This is a genomic window from Chryseobacterium luquanense (assembly GCF_026460945.1).
Lineage (GTDB): Bacteria > Bacteroidota > Bacteroidia > Flavobacteriales > Weeksellaceae > Chryseobacterium > Chryseobacterium luquanense.
The window spans coordinates 111,186-129,441 of the sequence record NZ_JAOVZV010000020.1; the positions used below are offsets into that span (position 1 = coordinate 111,186).

Below are 18,256 nucleotides of genomic sequence, written 5' to 3' on the forward strand. Positions count from 1 at the left end.
AAATGCAAATTAAATATAAAGCCATTTCATTAATATTCATCTCAATTTTTGCGATAAGTTGTGGAGGAAAAAAAGAAAATCCTCAAGGTGAAATTAAAATCGAACAGACTGAAGAAAATCACAATGAAGCACCTGAAACTATCGCAGAATTGACAGAAGAACAAATGAAATCGGTCGGTGTGACTTTGGGAACAGTAGAGATGAAAGAACTGACTTCAACCATCAAAGCCAACGGTTTATTAAGAGTTCCCAACAACAAAAAAGCAACCGTCACATCTTTGTATGGCGGGGTTATCCAAACGATTAAAGTTCAGATTGGAGATTTTGTGAGACAAGGTCAGGTTTTGGCAACCATCAGTAATCCCGAATATATTCAGGTTCAGGAGCAATATCTTACGGTAAACAGCAGAATTTCTTTTGCTGAACAGGAATTTAGAAGACAAAGAGAATTGTTTGATAATGATGCAGGGGCGAAAAAGAATCTTCAAAGTGCCGATTCAGAGTTAAAAAGTCTTAGAACTCAACGAGCTTCTTTGCAAAGACAATTGCAATTGATGGGAATCAGTCCGGGGAAAGTTTCTAATGGAAATTTACGTTCAGGCTTAGTGATAACTTCGCCGATTAGCGGTACAATCAGCAATATTAATGCACAAATTGGAAGTTATGTTGATGTTTCGTCGCCGGTTTTGGATATTATTGATAACAATTCGATTCATCTTGATTTACAGGTTTTTGAAAAAGATTTACCAAAAATGAAAATCGGACAAATCGTTCATTTTAAACTGACCAATAATCCTGAAACTGAATATGATGGAAAAGTATACAGCATCGGTTCGTCATTTGAAAACGAAAGCAAAACCATTTCCGTTCATGCCAATGTGACTGGAAATAAAATCGGTCTGATTGACGGAATGAACATCACCGGAATCGTGAGTTTGGATAAAAGTACAACTCCTGCAATTCCCGATGAAGCAATTGTAGAAGCTGACGGAAAATACTATGTGTTTGTTCAGACAAATAAAAAAGCAGAGGAACATCATGAAGCAAATAATCACAGTAAAGAAACTAAGGATGATTCTAAAACAATAAATTTTGAAAAAGTTGAAATAGTAAAAGGTTCTTCTGATATGGGTTACACAGCAATAACCTCTGTTGCGCCAATTGCTCCGGATGCAAAAATTGTAGTGAAAGGTGCATTTTTTGTGAATGCAAAGTTGTCTAATTCTGGTGACCATGGTCACTAATACATCGAAGTTATGAAAGAAAATATAGAAAACAGGCTCATTGATAAAAATACCAAACCTACCAGTATGAGGATTTTGGTATATGATTTTTTAAGCAATCAGAAAAGTGCTCTATCGCTTTCTGAGGTAGAAAATAATTTTGAAAATGCAGACAGAATCACCATTTATAGGACTTTAAAAACTTTTGAAGAAAAAGGAATTGTACACAGCATTCAGGAAAATAATACAACGAAATATAAGCTTTGCGATGACGGTTGTAATGAAAACACCCACAGAGATTGGCATCTGCATTTTTACTGCAAAATCTGTAAACAAACCACCTGTAAAAAAGATATTTCGTTTCCTGAAAATATGAAAACGAGTTTCAGAATAGATGAAATACGGTTTTTTGCAAAAGGAATCTGCGAAAACTGCCTGAAAGAAGAAAGTTTGCAATAGTGTTGCATCAAACGGTTCTGTAAATTTGAATTAAAATTAAAAAAATGTCAAAAGAATGTTGCTCCACTGAAGACGGAGAAAAAATAAAAAAACAAGCAATTCATCATGCTAACGACGGTCACAATCACGACCATGGTGATGATGACGAACACAACCACGGAAGTTCGGATAAAACCACATTTCAGATGTTTTTTCCAGCCATTATTTCATTAATGTTATTACTTTTTGGAATTGGAATGGATCATTTCTTCCCGCAGGATTGGTTCATAGGTTGGGTAAGAATAGTTTGGTTTGCAGCTGCGTATGTTCCTGTTGGCTTACCGGTTTTGAAAGAAGCATTTGAAAGCATTATAAAAGGCGATGTCTTTTCAGAATTTTTTCTGATGGGAATTGCTACTGTTGGAGCATTTGCGATTGGAGAATATCCGGAAGGTGTTGCAGTGATGCTGTTTTATTCAGTTGGTGAAGTTTTCCAGACTTTGGCGGTTACAAGAGCAAAAAGCAATATTAAAGCTTTACTTGATCAAAGACCGGATGAAGTGACTATTGTAGAAAATAATGCCACGAAAACTATTAAAGCTGAACAGGCAAAAATTGGCGACATCATTCAATTAAAATCAGGCGAAAAATTGGCTTTGGATGGCGAATTATTGAGTGAATCTGCATCTTTTAACACCGCAGCTCTTACTGGAGAAAGTAAACCCGATACAAAAAATAAAGGAGAAACAGTTCTTGCCGGAATGATCAACCTTCAAACTGTTGCACAAGTAAAAGTAACTACAGTGTACCAAGACAGTAAACTCAGCAAAATTCTGGAATTGGTTCAAAATGCGACTTCACAAAAAGCACCGACCGAACTTTTTATCAGAAAATTTGCAAGAATTTACACTCCTATTGTTGTGGTTTTAGCGATTTTGATTTGTTTTTTACCTTACTTTTTCGTCAGTGATTATGTATTCAGAGATTGGCTGTACAGAGCTTTGGTTTTCTTGGTCATTTCTTGTCCGTGTGCTTTGGTAATCTCAATTCCTTTGGGATATTTCGGCGGAATCGGAGCGGCTTCACGAAACGGAATCTTGTTTAAAGGAAGTAATTTTTTAGATAAAATAGCCGAAATTCAAAACGTTGTAATGGACAAAACCGGAACGATGACAGAAGGAGTTTTTGAGGTTCAGGAAGTAAATATTAATTCAGATTTTAATAAAAATGAATTGCTTCAAATGGTCAATGCTTTGGAAAGTAACAGTACACATCCCGTTGCAACAGCCATTAATGAATATGTTGGCAAAATCGACTCATCTCTAAACCTTAAAAATATAGAAGAAATCGCAGGTCACGGTTTGAAAGCCATTGTTAATGACAAAGAATTATTGGTTGGAAATTTCAAATTGATGGATAAGTTTAATATTCAATATAATATTAATCCGGCTGATATTGTCTATACTGTAATTGCCATTTCTTATGATGGAAAATTTGCAGGATATGTCACGATTGCTGACAAAATCAAAGAAGATTCAAAATCGGCCATAGATAAATTACACAGCATGAATGTAAAAGCAACAATGTTAAGTGGAGATAAAAGCACGGTTGTAAAATTTGTGGCTCAACAATTGGGAATTGATAATGCTTTTGGCGATTTGCTTCCTGAAGATAAAGTAAATAAAGTGAAGGAAATAAAATCCCGAAATGAAAGTGTTGCTTTCGTAGGCGATGGTGTGAATGATGCACCTGTAGTTGCTTTAAGCGATGTGGGAATTGCAATGGGCGGATTGGGAAGCGATGCAACCATTGAAACTGCAGATGTGGTGATTCAGGATGATAAACCATCAAAAATTCCAATGGCAATCAATATTGGGAAAAAGACGAAACAAATTGTCTGGCAAAATATTATCTTGGCTTTTGTTGTGAAAGGAATTGTTTTGATTCTCGGAGCTCGTGGTTTGGCTACAATGTGGGAAGCGGTTTTTGCAGATGTGGGTGTAGCTTTACTGGCGATTTTAAATGCAGTGAGGATTCAGAAGATGAGGTTTTAAGGTGAAAATGTTTTTGGTTCAGATAAAAATTCTAAATTTATTCTAAATTCAAAATATAAATTCGCAGCATGAAAGTTTTAATCATAGAAGACGAAAGAGATTTAGCCAAAAGCATTTCTGAATATCTGTCGGAAGAAAATTATCTCTGCGAATTTGCATCTACATTCTGTCAAGCGATGGATAAAATTAATACCTACGAATATGACTGTATTGTTTTAGACATCATGCTTCCCGACGGAAACGGATTAGATATTTTAGAAGAATTAAAAAAACAAAATAAACAAGACGGTGTTATCATTGTTTCTGCGAAAAATGGTCTGGATGACCGCGTAAAAGGTCTTCAGATGGGCGCAGATGATTATCTTACAAAACCTTTCCATCTTTCTGAATTGATGGCAAGGGTTTTTTCGATTATTCGTAGAAAGCAGTTTGATAATTCAAATAAAATACAGAATAATGAGTTGCAAATTGACTTACTTTCAAAAACTGTAACGATTAATAATCAGGCAATAGTTTTAACTAAAAAAGAGTTTGATTTGTTAATTTATTTTATCGGAAATAAAAATAAAGTCATCTCTAAAAGTACTTTGGCAGAGCATCTTTCCGGTGATTTTGCAGACATGCTTGATAACCATGATTTTGTTTATGCTCACGTAAAAAATTTGAAAAAGAAATTGTATGATGCAGGTTGCGACCATTATTTAAAAACAGTGTACGGAACGGGCTACAAATGGGTAAATTGATGCTATGAAACCACTGTTAAGTAAAACCACAAAACCTTTTATAATTTACGTGCTGATTGTTCTTTCCATCAGTGTTCCTGTTTATTATTTTGTGGTAGATTTTATTTGGCAGGAAGAATTGGATGAGCATAATACGATTGTTGCTGAGAAAACTTCTTACGATTTCAATCAGGCAAATATGAATGATGATGAAATTCAACAAAATATTACTCTTTGGAATAAAATTCAACCAGGAACAAATATTGAAAAAATTTCAACAAATCAGATTAAACCAGATTCTATTTTTACCATTGAAAAATATAAACCTTTTTCTACGGATAAGAAAATTGAGCGTTACAGATGTTTAAAAAAAGTTGTCTACATAAAAAATGTTCCGTATTTATTTACCATCGAAACCAATATTGAAGAAACGGAAGATACCGTAATGATTATCGGCTTGATTACAGGTTTTTTCTTTCTTTTGATCGTAATGGGATTGTTTATTTTAAACAGGAGATTATCAAAAACGATTTGGGAACCTTTTCGAAATACTTTAGAAAAATTAAAAAAATTTAATCTTAATAGTAACGATAAAATTGATTTTCTGAAAACCGATACCAAAGAATTTGAAGACCTTAATGAGTCACTTCGAAAACTGATTGATCACAGTGTTTCTGTTTATGCAACCCAAAAAGAATTTACCGAAAATGCTTCACACGAATTACAAACCCCTTTAGCAATTTTAAAAAATAAGCTTGATATTTTATTGCAAAGCAAAGATTTAACAGAAAAACAGTATGAAATTGCCGAAGAAATGAATCGAGCTTTAACTCGAAGTTCAAGAATCAATAAAAATTTATTGCTTTTGGCAAAAATAGAAAACAATCAGTTTGAAAATTTTGATATTCAATTGGATGAACTTGTTCAGCAATGTTTTGAGACACTTCAAGAACATTTTCAGCAAAAAAATATTTCGGTTTCAAGTTTCATTAATTCAAAGGTAAAAGCTATTGGGAATGCCGCTTTAACAGAAGTTTTAATCAATAATCTTCTTGTCAATGCGATTCGTCATACTCCGAATTCAGGAATTATTAAAATAAAATTAAACGAAAATTTGTTTCAGGTTTATAATTCCGGAACGCAAAAACTAAATAGTGATTTGCTTTTCAAACGATTTTCCAGATTTTCTTCGGATAATAACGGAAGCGGTCTTGGTTTGGCGATTATCAAAGAGATTTGCAGATTTCATCATTGGGAAATAGGATATTCTTTTGAAAATGATTTTCATATTTTTTCTGTGAAATTCTAAAATTCAAAATTTCTTCAAAATTGGAATGTAATCTTGTCGTCTCAAATTATTGTGATGATATTCAAAAAGCTTTCAGTTTTTATTAAAAACCTTTACAGAACAAGGTTTTCTGCGCTTTTCAGCGTGTTAAGTTTATATCTTTTACTTTCATTTCTTATTCGGATTTCTTTTCTGATTTGGTCTTCAAAAGACCTGGATTTTAATCTGATTTATATTCTAAGAGCATTTTTTACTGGATTTATTTACGATTTTACAGTCGGAACATTATTTTTGTTTTTATACGGAATGTATCTTCTTATTTTGCCTAAAAAGTGGATTGGTTCTTTCTTTGACAAAACTTTTACCTACTTTTATTTAACACTCATTTTTATCATTATTTTTTTCAGTTTACTGGCTGAGATTCCTTTTTGGGAGGAGTTTGGAGTTAGATTTAATTTTATCGCAGTAGATTATCTCATTTATACATACGAAGTTTTTGAAAATATTAACGAATCTTATCCGCTTCCTTTAATTGTCTTTGTTCTAATAAGTTTAATTGTGCTTACTTTTGTTTTGTTTAAAAAACTAAAGGTTTTTAAATATACTTTTTCGGATAAAATACCCGTTTCAAAACGATTTATTTTTTCACTTCCTTTACTATTGGTTTCAGTTGGTTTAGGTTTAATGATGAAAAATAAACAGGCAGATTTTAGTAATAATTTAGTGGTTAATGAATTGGGAAAGAACGGCACTTTTTCATTTATTTCTGCATTCAAATCAAACGAATTAGATTATGAAACTTTTTACCCGAAGCTTCCAGAAAAAGTGGCATATTCAATTCTCAAAAAAAATATTTTACAGGAAAATCAAAAATTTACAACCACAAATTACAGTGATATTTCAAGATTAACAATTGGAAATCAGGAGCAAAAACCAAATATTATTTTAATTGCCATTGAAAGTTTCAGCGCCGATTTTCTGACAGAATTTGGAAATAAAGATCAACTGACGCCAAATTACGATCAATTATCAAAAGAAAGTATTTTTTTTACCAATTTGTATGCAACCGGAACCAGAACCGTTCGTGGAATGGAAGCTTTAACTTTGTCTGTTCCTCCAACTCCTGGAAACAGCATTGTGAGAAGACCCAATAATGAAAACCTGTTTTCTATTTCTACCATTATTAAAACTAAAAATTATCATCCCTGTTTTATTTACGGCGGAGACGGATATTTTGATAATATGAACAATTTTTTTGGCGGACAGGGCTTTGATATTGTCGACAGAGACAGAGGAAATCCGCTTTCTGATCAAATTAAAACTTCAAGATTTATGATAAAAGATAGTGAAGTCAGTTTTGAAAATGCATGGGGAATTTGTGATGAAGATTTGTATAAACAATCGATAAAATATGCAGATTTGAATTATAAACGAGGAAAACCATTCTTTCAGTTTGTAATGACGACTTCCAATCACAAACCTTATACTTTTCCGAATGGTAAAATAAATCTTCCGCAAGGAGACCGAAGTGCTGCCGTAAAATATACAGATTATGCTTTAGGGAAATTTATTGCTGATGCGAAATCAAAACCGTGGTTTAAAAATACCGTTTTTGTAATTGTTGCCGATCATTGTGCAAGTAGCGCCGGAAAATGGGAAATCAATATTGCAAAACATCATATTCCTGCCATTATTTATAATCTGAATCATTCGCCTGAAAAAATTAAACGTTTAACTTCACAAATTGATTTGTTGCCAACTTTATTCGGATATTTGGGCTGGAATTATAACACATCTTTATTTGGAAAGGATATTAACCAAACCAAAATCGGCGATGAAAAAGCTTTTCTCGGAAATTACCGCACTTTGGGAATGTTCAAAGCCAACGTTTTTACTCAAATTGACGACAGAAAAAGAGTAAAACAATTCAATGTTTCTGGAAGTGATCAATCTTTATCTGAGCTAAAAACAAAAAATAATAGTTTGGTTAATGAAACAATTTCTTACTATCAAACAGCAAGTACAAGATTTAAAAACGGTATAATGAAAGTGAATTAGAGTTTTTAAACATTAACTTAATGGCTCGATTTTAGATAAGTTTGAGATTATCACAATCTATAATTATTAATATCAAAATTATCGGATCATGGAGAGGTTTAAAAAAATAATTTTGAAAATTTTGAAATGGGCGGGAATTTCGATTGCTTCCATTCTTTTTCTCATGTTTATTATTCCAATTTTATTTCCGGGAACAGTTTCGGAACAGGTAAAAATATTTGCCAATAAACATCTTGCAGGAAAACTCGATTATAAAAAAACACATCTTACATTTTTCAGACATTTTCCTTCGCTCACGGTTTCCGTTGACGATGTTTTACTGAAAGGTTCAAAACCATTTCATAATGATACGTTGTTGGCTGCAAAAGAACTTGCGGTCGGAATTAATCTTAAAAATCTCATTTTCGACGGAGAAGTTAAGATTGATGAAATTTATGTGACCGATGCAGTTGCAAATGTTTTTGTCAATACAAAAGGTGAAGCCAATTATAATGTTTACGTTGCAAAACCTTCAGAAAAACCAAAAGATACAACCGGAACAGGAGCTTCAATTAAATTGGATTTAATTAAACTAAAAAACTGGAATATCAAATATAACGACCATGCTGCAAGAGTTTTAGTCGATGCAAAAGGTTTAAATTATACAGGAAAAGGTGGTTTAAGTGAAGATATTTTCGACCTTACAACAGATTTGGATATTAATAAACTTGATTTTAGCTTAAACAGAATTTATTACGCCAAACAAAAAACATTACACGCGGATTTAATTACAAGAATTAATACCAATGCGTTGACTTTTGTTTTAAGAAAAAATGAGCTGAGAATTAATGAATTACCTTTGAAATTTACAGGTTTTGTAAGTATTTTGAAAGACGGTTACAATCTTGATATTAATGCAGCTTCAGAAAAAACAACGATTCGTGATATGATTTCCGTTCTTCCACCACAATATTTAGATTGGGCAAAAGACACAAAGATTGAAGGAAATAGTGATTTGTTTTTTAGTTTAAAAGGAAGATTCAGCGAACCTAAAAATTTGAAACCAAGATTGAAAGCCAGACTTTTGATGAAAGATGGTTTTGTTTCTAATGGAAAAGCGCCCGTTCCGATGAATAATTTTAATATGGATCTGAATGTAGATTTACCTGATTTAAATACCGAACAATTAGGATTAGATTTAAAGAATCTAAGTTTTGATCTAGGTCCGAATAATAATTTCAAAGCAGTGGTAAAAACCAAAGGTTTGGATGAAATGCAGATTAATGCAGATGTAAAAGGCGCCGTTAATTTGCAGACTTTAAGTCAGGCTTTAGGATTAGAAGATATTGATGTTCGAGGTTTAATGGATACTAATATTAAAGCAAACGGTATTTTTAGTTTGGATAAAAAATTATTTCCTAAAACAAACGGATATCTCAATCTGAAAAATGGTTGGCTGAAAACAAAATATTATCCAAACCCAATTCAGAATATCAATATTGCTGCGAATATTACAAATACAGACGGAACTTTCAAGAGTTTGGGTGTAAAACTGGATCCATTTAAATTTGATTTTGAAGGAAATCCTGTTTTTGTGAATGCAGATTTGCAGAATTTTGAAGATGTTTTGTATAAAGTTCGGGCAAAAGGAGTTTTAAATGTCGGAAGAATTTATAAAGTTTTTGCTAAAAAAGGATTGGACGTAAGTGGTTTAATTATGGCAGATTTATCCTTAAACGGACGACAAAGTTATGCAACAACAGGTCAATATAGCAAATTAGATAACAAAGGAAATTTAATTTTAAAAAATATAAAAGCAACCACAGAATATCTTCCAAAATCATTTTATATTAAAGAAGGGAACTTCCAATTTGAGAATGAAAAAATGTGGTTCAGAAAGTTTTTTGCGAATTATGGGAAATCAGATTTTGCTTTAAATGGTTACCTTTTAAATACCATTAATTATTTTATTGAAAGAAAAGGAACACTCCACGGGAAATTTAAATTAAAATCAAGATATATTTTGATTGATGAATTTATGGCCTTGAAAGACGGCGATAATTCAAAAAAATCAATAGAAGTTGATTATGCGAAAGTTGAAAATCCGAAAAGCAGTGGAGTTGTGATTATCCCTAAAAACCTGGATGTTTCTTTGGAAGCTGATGCCAAAAATGTGGAGTTTAAAGGTTTAAATCTTAATAATCTTTTTGGTTTGGCTTTGGTGAATAAAGGAGAAGTTTTCCTTAAAAATACTTCATTTGACGTCGTCGGAAGCAGAATGAAAATTGATGCACGTTATCAAGATGAGTCTCCGTTGACTGCAAATTATGATATTGCCTTAAATGTTTTAGATTTTGATGTTCAACGAGCGTATAACGAGATTGATATGGTTCGTGAGATGGCTACTGCAGCCAAAAATGTAAAAGGAATTGTTTCTATAGATTATAAATTAAAGGGAGATTTTGACAAAAATATGACTCCAATTTATCCTTCTCTTGAAGGTGGAGGAGTGGTAAATCTTCGTGATGTGGAAGTGAAAAACCTGAAAATGCTTTCTGCAGTCGGGAATGATATTGGTGCAAAAGCGTTCAATAATCCCGATATGAAAGGCGTAAATATCGAAACGTACATTAAAAATAATTTAATTCACGTTGATAAATTTACTTTTAAAGTCTCTATTTTAAGGCCTACAATTAGTGGAACTACAAGTTTCAACGGACTACTGGATTTAAGAATCAGAGTCGGAATTCTACCTGGTGGTTTAATTGGTTTCCCTGTTGTGGTTACTGGAACTCACGAGAAACCGAAAATTAAAATCTTCAGTAAAACCGGACAGGGAATTGTGGATGCTTTATACAATCAAAAATCTAATAAAGTGATTCGTGAAGAACGTCGTGCGGAGAAAAAAACAAAAAGGCAACAACGAAAAGAAAAAGCAGCACAGGAGCAGAAAGCAAAAGCTGCTGAAAAGAAAATTACCAAAGATGTGAAACAGAAATAGTTTAATTGGTAAACGTTTTTTTATTGATTTTCTTCTGTCTTACCTTCAGAATAAAATTTGGAACTTTAGTGATTTCACCTGCTGTTAAACTAATGTTTCTGGTTTTTTGTTCGCAATAAATATTGGCAGGAAGAGAAGATTCATCAATAATGATAGTGTAATTTCCTGTCGGTAAAAATGCTGTGAATTTTCCTTCTTCATTGGCACTGAATCTTTCAATAATTTTATTGTCTTTCAGAACATTAAAAAAGACAGATGAAGTTTTAATATCAAAATCCACTGCGGTTTTTGCATCGTAATCTAAAAATAGTTCTCCTGATAAACTTCCGTTTTGATGCAGCGGAATTGTTAAAGGATAATTGTATTTATTTAAATCTAATTTTTGTTCATCGTAAAACCAGCCTTGCTGAATCAATTGTTTTAATTCAAAACCACCGAATGGAACGTCTTTGTAAAGCGCAGTTCCGGAATTATCAGTTTTTAATACTACATTATTGATGCTAACGATGTAATCATGAGCTGGTTTTTCTTCGGGATCGTAAATGTTATTGTTGTTTTCGTCATAAAAAGTAAAGATTTGAATTTTTCCTTTTTTACCTGAATCCAATGACGCTTTTTTGAGATTAAAAGTAATTCCTAGTTCAAGAGTAAGAATATTGTTCGTTAACGAACCAATCGAATAATTGTACCACGAAGTATTTAAAAAAGCTCCAAACTTTTTAGTATTATATTTAGCATTAATGAAGCCTGAAGGTGCTCTTCCGTAAATAATATCATCTACATAAGAAATTCCGGTACTTACATTAAGTTTGCGCTCTAAAAACTGTTCGTTATAAAACAAAGCAAGTGAAAGTTTTTTGTAATCTTCGTTTTTATTGACCTGATAAGCAAAAGCATACTCTGAAAGATAAAAACTTCCTTTTTGATAAATAGCGTTTAAGTTTAATTTTCTGAAACTATAATTTGCATTAAATCTCAATTGAAACTGCGGATTTTCTTGAAGTGGATACTGTGAAAACCCATTTTCAACAGAAAGTAATGCTGTTTGCTTGGTTTTAAAACTAGACCAGGTAAGAGACTCTACCAAGCGGTTTGCGCTCAGCTGCTTAATTTCCTCACTTTGCCAACTTCCAAAAAAGTTATTGTAACTATTGGAAGATTCATTTTGATATTGATAACTAATACCAAAATTTATTTTTTTGATGCTTGGAAATTTGATTCCTGCTTCATATCGGAAATTTTCCGACATCTGACTTCTGTCGAAATAGAAAAATTTTGGCGTAAAATTAGAATAGTTGAAATTCGTAAAAAAATTATAATCCCCAATGGTTTTAGAAATATTTTGCTGAAATTGAGTACTTCCACGACGATTTCCCGGGAAATAATCTGAACTGTAATAATAATTACCGCTGATTTCATATGTTTTAATCGCTCCTTTGTAATTAGTTTCTAACGCTAAAGAAGGTTTTAAAACATCCCGAATTTCGTAAGAACTTAAACCTGCATTTAATTTTCCGTTAAATTTCCAGATTTTATTAAAAGCATAATTCCCTTCAGTTCCCAAAATATGATGCTTACCTTTTTCAAAAGGATCATATCTGTAAATATAGGCTGCAGAGATATTTTTATCATCATTATTGGTATTCAGACTTCCTTTCGTGAAAAATCCGTAACCGTTTTTCAGGAATGCATTTTTTTCGATAAGATTGAAATTTTGATCTACAAAACCCATTTCGATTCGTTTATTATTTCCAAAATTATGGCTGTACTCTGCACCTCTTCCCGAAAGTGTAGTTTCAAACATTTTGCTGATTGATCCTACATTATATACATTATTGCCTTGATGATAACTGATATTTGTATTGGTAAGAATTGGTAACTCTTGATTACTGAAGAGAGAAGCATTACCGTTCATTAGAAGATATCCGGAAGGAAGATTGAAACCTCCTGAACCGTAAATTTGATACATGTTTAAATTTTCACCAACCCTACGATAAGAAGTGGTGATTTCATTTCTAAATGGATCTGAAAAATTACCGTATTGTGCTTCCTGAAATTTTTGTTTACTTGCAATATTCTGAACGGTGATACTTGTTGTATTAAAAATTTCTTTTTCAGGATTTCTAAAACCCGATATATTAATCGTATAATTTGAAATATCCGAAAGACTTTTTGAAGGTTGATAATTAAAAGTGAAAATTGAATCTTTTTTTACATCAATAATTGCCTGTTGCTCAATAAAAAAATTACCTTTATCAGGATCTGGAAATTTGCAGACCAAAGTAATGTTTTGAGCAATATTTCCGGTATTTAAGACTCGTACTTTTACTGAAATGGGTTCGCTTTTAGAATTTCTAAAAATAATTGGTGAAAGAGAAGTCATACTCAGGTTATTGTCGACTTCAATGATATGATTTGTAATCTGCTCTGAAATGATTACTCCCGTAAGATTTAAAAGTTGAATTTTAATTTCTGAACTTCCGGCTTTGGCGTTAATATCTGCCATTAATCTTAGCGGAATATATTTTTTTTCACCTTGTTGAAGGGTTATAGGAATTTGTAATCCTGTAGTAGCTTTATAACCAGAAGGTAAAATAGGATGAAGATTTCCTGAAAATGTTTCTGAGCCCGTATTTTGTAATGCAACTACGATATTGATTAATCTGGATTTTGAAATATTGCTTTCCTTCTCAATTTCCATTCTTATAGGAAACTGATTGGTTTGTGCACAGATTTTTAAAAAAATAAGCACAAAAAAGACAAAAAACAGAATTTTCTTTCCGTAGTTAAAACTCATCAGATACGGTTATTGAGGGGTGATTTCGTACTGCAAAGTCGTAGAATATTCTCCTGGTTTTGCGTTGATAAGTTGTTGATCCTGAGCTAATGAATAATAAACTAAATCATAATTAAAAGTCGTATTCTGACTTGCATTTCCTTTAGCTAATATTTGACTTGTAGAGGATAATGTAAGCGGATAAATCGTTTGAGTTCCCTGTGAGAGCGGTTGTAATCTCAAATGAATCGCAGAAATAGGAATTGCATAACCCAATGGCGAACTAAGATGATTTTGAAGTGAGCGAACTTTAATCTGAAAATTGGTATTGGTATTTACTTTTAAACCATTAGAATAAGTAATGCTATTTCCGTCGTTATAATCTTGCATACTGTCAAATTCAAGTACGCCATTTGCTACATTAGGATTTATAATTAAAGACATTTCCTGTGTAGTTGGTGGCGTTCCGGAAAGTGCTCCGATGTGAAACTGAAATGTATGAGGAATTCTGCCAATTACATTATTATTTTGATCATATGCCGTAAATTCTACGGTTGCATTAAAACGAGTCCAGGCTGGATAAGTTCCAAGATATGCTCCCCCCATAAGAGTTACTGCAAATTTTAAAGATAAACTGTAATATCCGTTTGGCGAAGATGGCATATTATAAAGCGGGGCATTCGATTGAGGAACCAAAAAAGCTTCTACATTTTCTTGTAAAAAAACATTTGAAGGAACTCCAATTTGAGCCATAGATGGAGTAGGGCCAGGATTTCCCTGTCCTGTAGTAGAGACAGGCTGGAAAGAAACTTTGTTTCCGGGGATTGTGTATTGTCCGTTTTCAGAAACTATATTTTGTTGAAGTTTTGCAGAAAGTCTCCAATGCGGTACATTGAAATTTCCATTACCTGCAAAAGTGACTGTATATGCATCAGGATTGGTATTTCCGTTATAATTGTTAACCTGCATATAACTGTTAATCCACGAAGAAACAGAAACCTGAGCTTTTAAAGCAAAACTAAAAATTAGAAAAAAAATAATACAATACTTACTCATAATTAAAATTCAATTCTGCCATTTCCAGAGTATTGTCGTCTCCATTATCTATTAAAACAGATAAGTTATAAGAACCTTTTTCTTTTAAATCTTGTACAGGAATACTTAATTTTCTAATGTTTCCGGGAAGTGTATAAAAAACTACAGGATCTACAGTAACCTTTTTTCCTGTAGTTGTATTGATAAGATCTGTTGTGATTTTTCCGTCAGTCCACAATTCAGATTGATTTTCAAACTGTAGATTAATGACCTTTTTTGCCGTATCAAACTTCAAATCCTTAATTTCTATCTTACGAAGTGAAGTTTCAGGCTTTTTATGAAAGATTTTAATTCCGGATTTTACGCTTACTTTTATTTTTGCACCTGTATTATCCGTTCCGTCAACAGGATTCATTTGGCTTACAAAAAGTACTGCAGTATGTGCGGCTAGTTGGTCTTTAGAAACTGAGGGTACTGTAAGAGTTACATTTAAATCTTTTCTTTCTCCCGGTGCAAGACTGAAATAAGAATCTTCTTTATTAATACTTATCCACTGAGTGCAGGAATTTTTTAAAGTATTGGAAGGTTGCATTATATTTTCTCCTTTTTCGTCATATTCCCAGTCGCCCAAACTTACTGCAAGATCTAATGTATGCTTTACGCTTACATTGGTTACTGTAATTTTTTGAGTACTGCTGCTACCTGAAGTTGTTTCAAAATATACTCTTGGAGGAGATACAGAAATTCCGGTTTGCGCATTGATCTGGATGATGAGAAAGCAGAAAAATAAAGCAATTTTTTTCATATAAGTTTTATTTATGACAAAAGTGTCACAAAATTTATTGCGACACTTTATCATCATCAGTTTTCAAATATATTATGCACTCACAATAGTGTAAACCAAAGTAGCCTTATAAATAGAAGGGTTTTGGTTTGGCACATAGTTATCAATGTAAGCATTAGCTCCTGCACCTTGATATTTTACGTTAACGCTTTTGTTAACAGCACCGTTAGATGAAGATACTAAAGTTGCTTCACTTGACGAAAGTGACAAATCTTGTTGGTAAGTTGCATTGGTTAATGCTTGTGACCCTGCAGAAGAAGATAATTTAATGGTAGTTACTGCCATATTTTTACCATTCAATGTCATATTAGCATCAGTTGCCTTTACTTTTACTTGAAATCCACCTGTGCTATAAATAGTTAAGTGATCATCATTTGTTTTGCTAACACCATTTTGGTAGTCACCTGTAGTAGCATATTCAAGATTTACTACTTTTTGTTCCTCTTTAATCGTTAAAGTTTGGATTGGTTTAAGAATTACGTTTAAAGAAACGTTTTGAGCCTTAGAAGTTGCAAAAGCTACTAAAGCTAATGCTGTAAATAAAAATTGTTTCATGTGTATCAATCAGTTTTAAATTAGATGTTTATCTATTCTTTTCGGCTGCAAAGATACATGCCATTTAGAGAATGGGATTTGCAAAAACACGCTTATTTTTTGTGAATTTTTACAAAAAGGAGTAGGTGATACTGTATTTAATGCAAAAAATAGTCTTTTTGATACAAATATCTAATTTGAATGATTAATTATTGTTGAGAAACAATTGAGAATAATCATTTTTTAACTGAGATAAAAAGGTAACAGGATTCATTAATTGTCTTAATAAATCCAGTTACCACTGAAAACTGATGATGAAAAGTTTATTAATATGATTGAATGTATTGGTTGAAAAGAATAGATTAAATACTAATAAAAAACTTTTAAAACTTTGTGATTTGGTGTTCTTTTTATTTTATGATACTGATTGATTTTTATATATTCTTGTTATTTAGTAATGCAAATGTAATCAGTATAAATACGTAATACAATTTAGTGTGGGTTTGATTTAATAATTTTTACGTAAAAATTTATAAATAATTACGTAAAAATAAATTTTAATTAATTGATAATTAATATTTTGTGATTTTTATCCTTCAAATAATTATAAATAAAAAATGCTCTAATAAATAGAGCAAATACATTAATTTATATAACATTTTTAAGGGTAGTGTTTAGATTTTATCCGACCAGTTCTCTCATATCGGATGGTTTTTTACCACTATGTTTTTTTACAAAATTGCTGAAGTTACCTTCATCTTTAAAGCCTAAATCAAATGCAATTTCAGATAAAGTGTTATTGGAAAATTTAATGGCTTTTTCACACTCGAAAGTTACTTTTTCAATAATCATTTGTTTTGCAGATTTGCCATAAACAAATTCTGTCATGTCTGTCAATTTTCTACTTGATACTCTGAGTTCACTTGCGTAATAAGAAACTTTCTTCTGGGTTTTATAATCCCGCTGAAGAAGGACTGTAAAACGATTAACTAAACTTACAGAATGTAAATGATCTTCTTTTGGATCGTTCTTGTGGTCAATATGTAAATGTGCATCAAGAATTAAACTTTCAATAGCGTTATGAGCTGCTGAAATAAAAATATTCTCTTCATCAATAGCCGAAAACTTTTTAAGTCTTTCTATTAGTATGATTTTGTTGTAATCGTTATTCCCAAAATAAGGAGCTACGAAAATATGAGACTTGAAATTAAAAAATATATTTGAGTTTAAATAAATACTGTCTTTTGAAGTTTTGTCGAAGAATTCTTTTGAAAAAACAATAGCGTAGATTTCTTTGCCTAAAGTATTTCCAAACTCTACATTTTTTTGAGGACCAATGAATACTGAGTTTCCCCCGGGAATTTGATATTTTTTATTCTCAACGAAGATATCGAGATTTTCTCCAACCAGAAAAATGGAAAAATAATCCGATGTATTAAATTTTCTTGAAAAATTGTTACGTTCAATTATTTCGGAAACCAAATTAATACTAAATCCGTTATTTTTTAGCTCATCGAATACTTTAAACATTATATGATGATGGTGTTTAATAAATATCCGCCAAAAATAAGTATTTATGAGGTATAATTAATAGTTATTTTGAACATTATGTAAAAAATCTTCAAAAAATAATATGTTATGCTTGAATTTATTTCAACTGTGTTACAATAAGGTTAAATTTAACGATGGCAAGATGAAAGATTTTTAAATTTATTAGTTATTATTTGATAATTCCAAACAAAAAATACTTGCAGGTAATTTAAATTCCTTGCTGAAATTACTTCTAACAAGTTCAAAACCTTTGCTTTTCAGAAATTCAATTAATGAGTTATGCTGTAAAATACTAATCCAGATAATATCAGCGAATTTAGTGGCAGATGTAAATTTAGTGTAAAGTGAAGTTCTTATTTCTTCCGAATCATACTCCTGAAGAATTGCGATATCAATTTCTGTGGTTCTTTTTTCTTCAGGAAAAAGAGAATGTCTTGAACCGCTTTTGATAAGACAATACGCAACAGCCAAATTCTCCTTATAAGTTATGATAAGCTGATTGGAAAGATTATTCAGCTCGTTAATCGTTTTTCTTTCATCAAAATGCTCTTCAATATAACTGTTGATTTCTTTTTCATTAATAAAGCTCTTATGAAGATTAATAAATGAAAGTTTTTTTACATTTAAAAAATCTGAAACTCCTTTATCTGAACCAATCACAAATTTTGAAACGATCTCCATTACTTTTTTTATCAAAGGTAAAGAGATCTGATTTCAGAAAATAGGTACAGCTTCTGAAAAAATTATCAGTAC

General features: G+C 31.7%; 13 protein-coding genes. 7 read left to right on the forward strand and 6 right to left on the reverse strand.

Annotated elements, in window-relative coordinates:
- Nucleotides 1-2: 2 nt before the first annotated feature.
- The 7 genes from OEA66_RS17130 to OEA66_RS17160 all read left to right on the forward strand — a co-directional run bounded on the left by OEA66_RS17130 (nucleotide 3) and on the right by OEA66_RS17160 (nucleotide 10,763).
- On the forward strand, nucleotides 3-1,244 hold the full coding sequence (locus tag OEA66_RS17130) for an efflux RND transporter periplasmic adaptor subunit (protein ID WP_267282530.1): 1,242 nt from the start codon (nucleotides 3-5) through the stop codon (nucleotides 1,242-1,244).
- A gap of 12 nt (nucleotides 1,245-1,256) precedes the next feature.
- Entirely contained in the window at nucleotides 1,257-1,682 is a 426-nt protein-coding gene (locus tag OEA66_RS17135) for a Fur family transcriptional regulator (RefSeq protein ID WP_267282531.1), read from the forward strand.
- 44 nt (nucleotides 1,683-1,726) lie between these two features.
- Nucleotides 1,727-3,715: a heavy metal translocating P-type ATPase gene (locus OEA66_RS17140; RefSeq protein ID WP_267282532.1), complete on the forward strand. Its 1,989-nt coding sequence runs from the start codon at nucleotides 1,727-1,729 to the stop codon at nucleotides 3,713-3,715.
- Nucleotides 3,716-3,783: 68 nt separating this feature from the next.
- Complete coding sequence (locus OEA66_RS17145) at nucleotides 3,784-4,458, forward strand: response regulator transcription factor (RefSeq protein ID WP_267282533.1); 675 nt, start codon at nucleotides 3,784-3,786, stop codon at nucleotides 4,456-4,458.
- 4 nt (nucleotides 4,459-4,462) lie between these two features.
- The gene (locus tag OEA66_RS17150) at nucleotides 4,463-5,746 is read left to right on the forward strand and encodes a sensor histidine kinase (RefSeq protein ID WP_267282534.1); all 1,284 of its coding nucleotides are present in this window, start codon (nucleotides 4,463-4,465) and stop codon (nucleotides 5,744-5,746) included.
- 54 nt (nucleotides 5,747-5,800) lie between these two features.
- Nucleotides 5,801-7,783: an LTA synthase family protein gene (locus OEA66_RS17155; protein WP_267282535.1), complete on the forward strand. Its 1,983-nt coding sequence runs from the start codon at nucleotides 5,801-5,803 to the stop codon at nucleotides 7,781-7,783.
- Nucleotides 7,784-7,895: 112 nt separating this feature from the next.
- On the forward strand, nucleotides 7,896-10,763 hold the full coding sequence (locus OEA66_RS17160; protein WP_267282536.1) for an AsmA-like C-terminal region-containing protein: 2,868 nt from the start codon (nucleotides 7,896-7,898) through the stop codon (nucleotides 10,761-10,763).
- A gap of 1 nt (nucleotide 10,764) precedes the next feature.
- On the opposite strand, the gene OEA66_RS17165 is transcribed toward OEA66_RS17160, so the two are convergent.
- The 6 genes from OEA66_RS17165 to OEA66_RS17190 form a co-directional block, all read right to left on the reverse strand.
- A complete protein-coding gene (locus OEA66_RS17165) occupies nucleotides 10,765-13,560 on the reverse strand; it encodes a COG1470 family protein (protein WP_267282537.1) in 2,796 nt (931 codons plus the stop codon).
- Between the two features lie 9 nt (nucleotides 13,561-13,569).
- Nucleotides 13,570-14,595, reverse strand: coding sequence for a hypothetical protein (locus OEA66_RS17170; protein WP_267282538.1), 1,026 nt, complete (start codon nucleotides 14,593-14,595; stop codon nucleotides 13,570-13,572).
- The gene (locus tag OEA66_RS17175; protein WP_267282539.1) at nucleotides 14,588-15,379 is read right to left on the reverse strand and encodes a fimbrial biogenesis chaperone; all 792 of its coding nucleotides are present in this window, start codon (nucleotides 15,377-15,379) and stop codon (nucleotides 14,588-14,590) included. Before OEA66_RS17175 ends, OEA66_RS17170 begins: the two co-directional genes overlap by 8 nt.
- Nucleotides 15,380-15,451: 72 nt before the next feature.
- Nucleotides 15,452-15,973 (reverse strand): hypothetical protein, encoded by a 522-nt coding sequence (locus OEA66_RS17180; RefSeq protein WP_267282540.1) that lies wholly within the window; start codon nucleotides 15,971-15,973, stop codon nucleotides 15,452-15,454.
- Between the two features lie 660 nt (nucleotides 15,974-16,633).
- Nucleotides 16,634-17,482, reverse strand: a complete 849-nt coding sequence (locus OEA66_RS17185) for a helix-turn-helix domain-containing protein (protein ID WP_267282541.1) — start codon at nucleotides 17,480-17,482, stop codon at nucleotides 16,634-16,636.
- 183 nt (nucleotides 17,483-17,665) lie between these two features.
- Nucleotides 17,666-18,184, reverse strand: coding sequence for a hypothetical protein (locus tag OEA66_RS17190; protein WP_267282542.1), 519 nt, complete (start codon nucleotides 18,182-18,184; stop codon nucleotides 17,666-17,668).
- Nucleotides 18,185-18,256 lie beyond the last annotated feature (72 nt).

Excerpts from the sequence above, each read along its gene's own strand:
- OEA66_RS17130 (WP_267282530.1), top strand. The coding sequence starts at position 3 with ATGCAAATTAAATATAAAGCCATTTCATTAATATTCATCTCAATTTTT.
- OEA66_RS17135 (WP_267282531.1), top strand. The coding sequence starts at position 1,257 with ATGAAAGAAAATATAGAAAACAGGCTCATTGATAAAAATACCAAACCT.
- OEA66_RS17140 (WP_267282532.1), top strand. The coding sequence starts at position 1,727 with ATGTCAAAAGAATGTTGCTCCACTGAAGACGGAGAAAAAATAAAAAAA.
- OEA66_RS17145 (WP_267282533.1), top strand. The coding sequence starts at position 3,784 with ATGAAAGTTTTAATCATAGAAGACGAAAGAGATTTAGCCAAAAGCATT.
- OEA66_RS17150 (WP_267282534.1), top strand. The coding sequence starts at position 4,463 with ATGAAACCACTGTTAAGTAAAACCACAAAACCTTTTATAATTTACGTG.
- OEA66_RS17155 (WP_267282535.1), top strand. The coding sequence starts at position 5,801 with ATGATATTCAAAAAGCTTTCAGTTTTTATTAAAAACCTTTACAGAACA.
- OEA66_RS17165 (WP_267282537.1), bottom strand. The coding sequence starts at position 13,560 with ATGAGTTTTAACTACGGAAAGAAAATTCTGTTTTTTGTCTTTTTTGTG.
- OEA66_RS17170 (WP_267282538.1), bottom strand. The coding sequence starts at position 14,595 with ATGAGTAAGTATTGTATTATTTTTTTTCTAATTTTTAGTTTTGCTTTA.
- OEA66_RS17175 (WP_267282539.1), bottom strand. The coding sequence starts at position 15,379 with ATGAAAAAAATTGCTTTATTTTTCTGCTTTCTCATCATCCAGATCAAT.
- OEA66_RS17180 (WP_267282540.1), bottom strand. The coding sequence starts at position 15,973 with ATGAAACAATTTTTATTTACAGCATTAGCTTTAGTAGCTTTTGCAACT.
- OEA66_RS17185 (WP_267282541.1), bottom strand. The coding sequence starts at position 17,482 with ATGTTTAAAGTATTCGATGAGCTAAAAAATAACGGATTTAGTATTAAT.
- OEA66_RS17190 (WP_267282542.1), bottom strand. The coding sequence starts at position 18,184 with ATGGAGATCGTTTCAAAATTTGTGATTGGTTCAGATAAAGGAGTTTCA.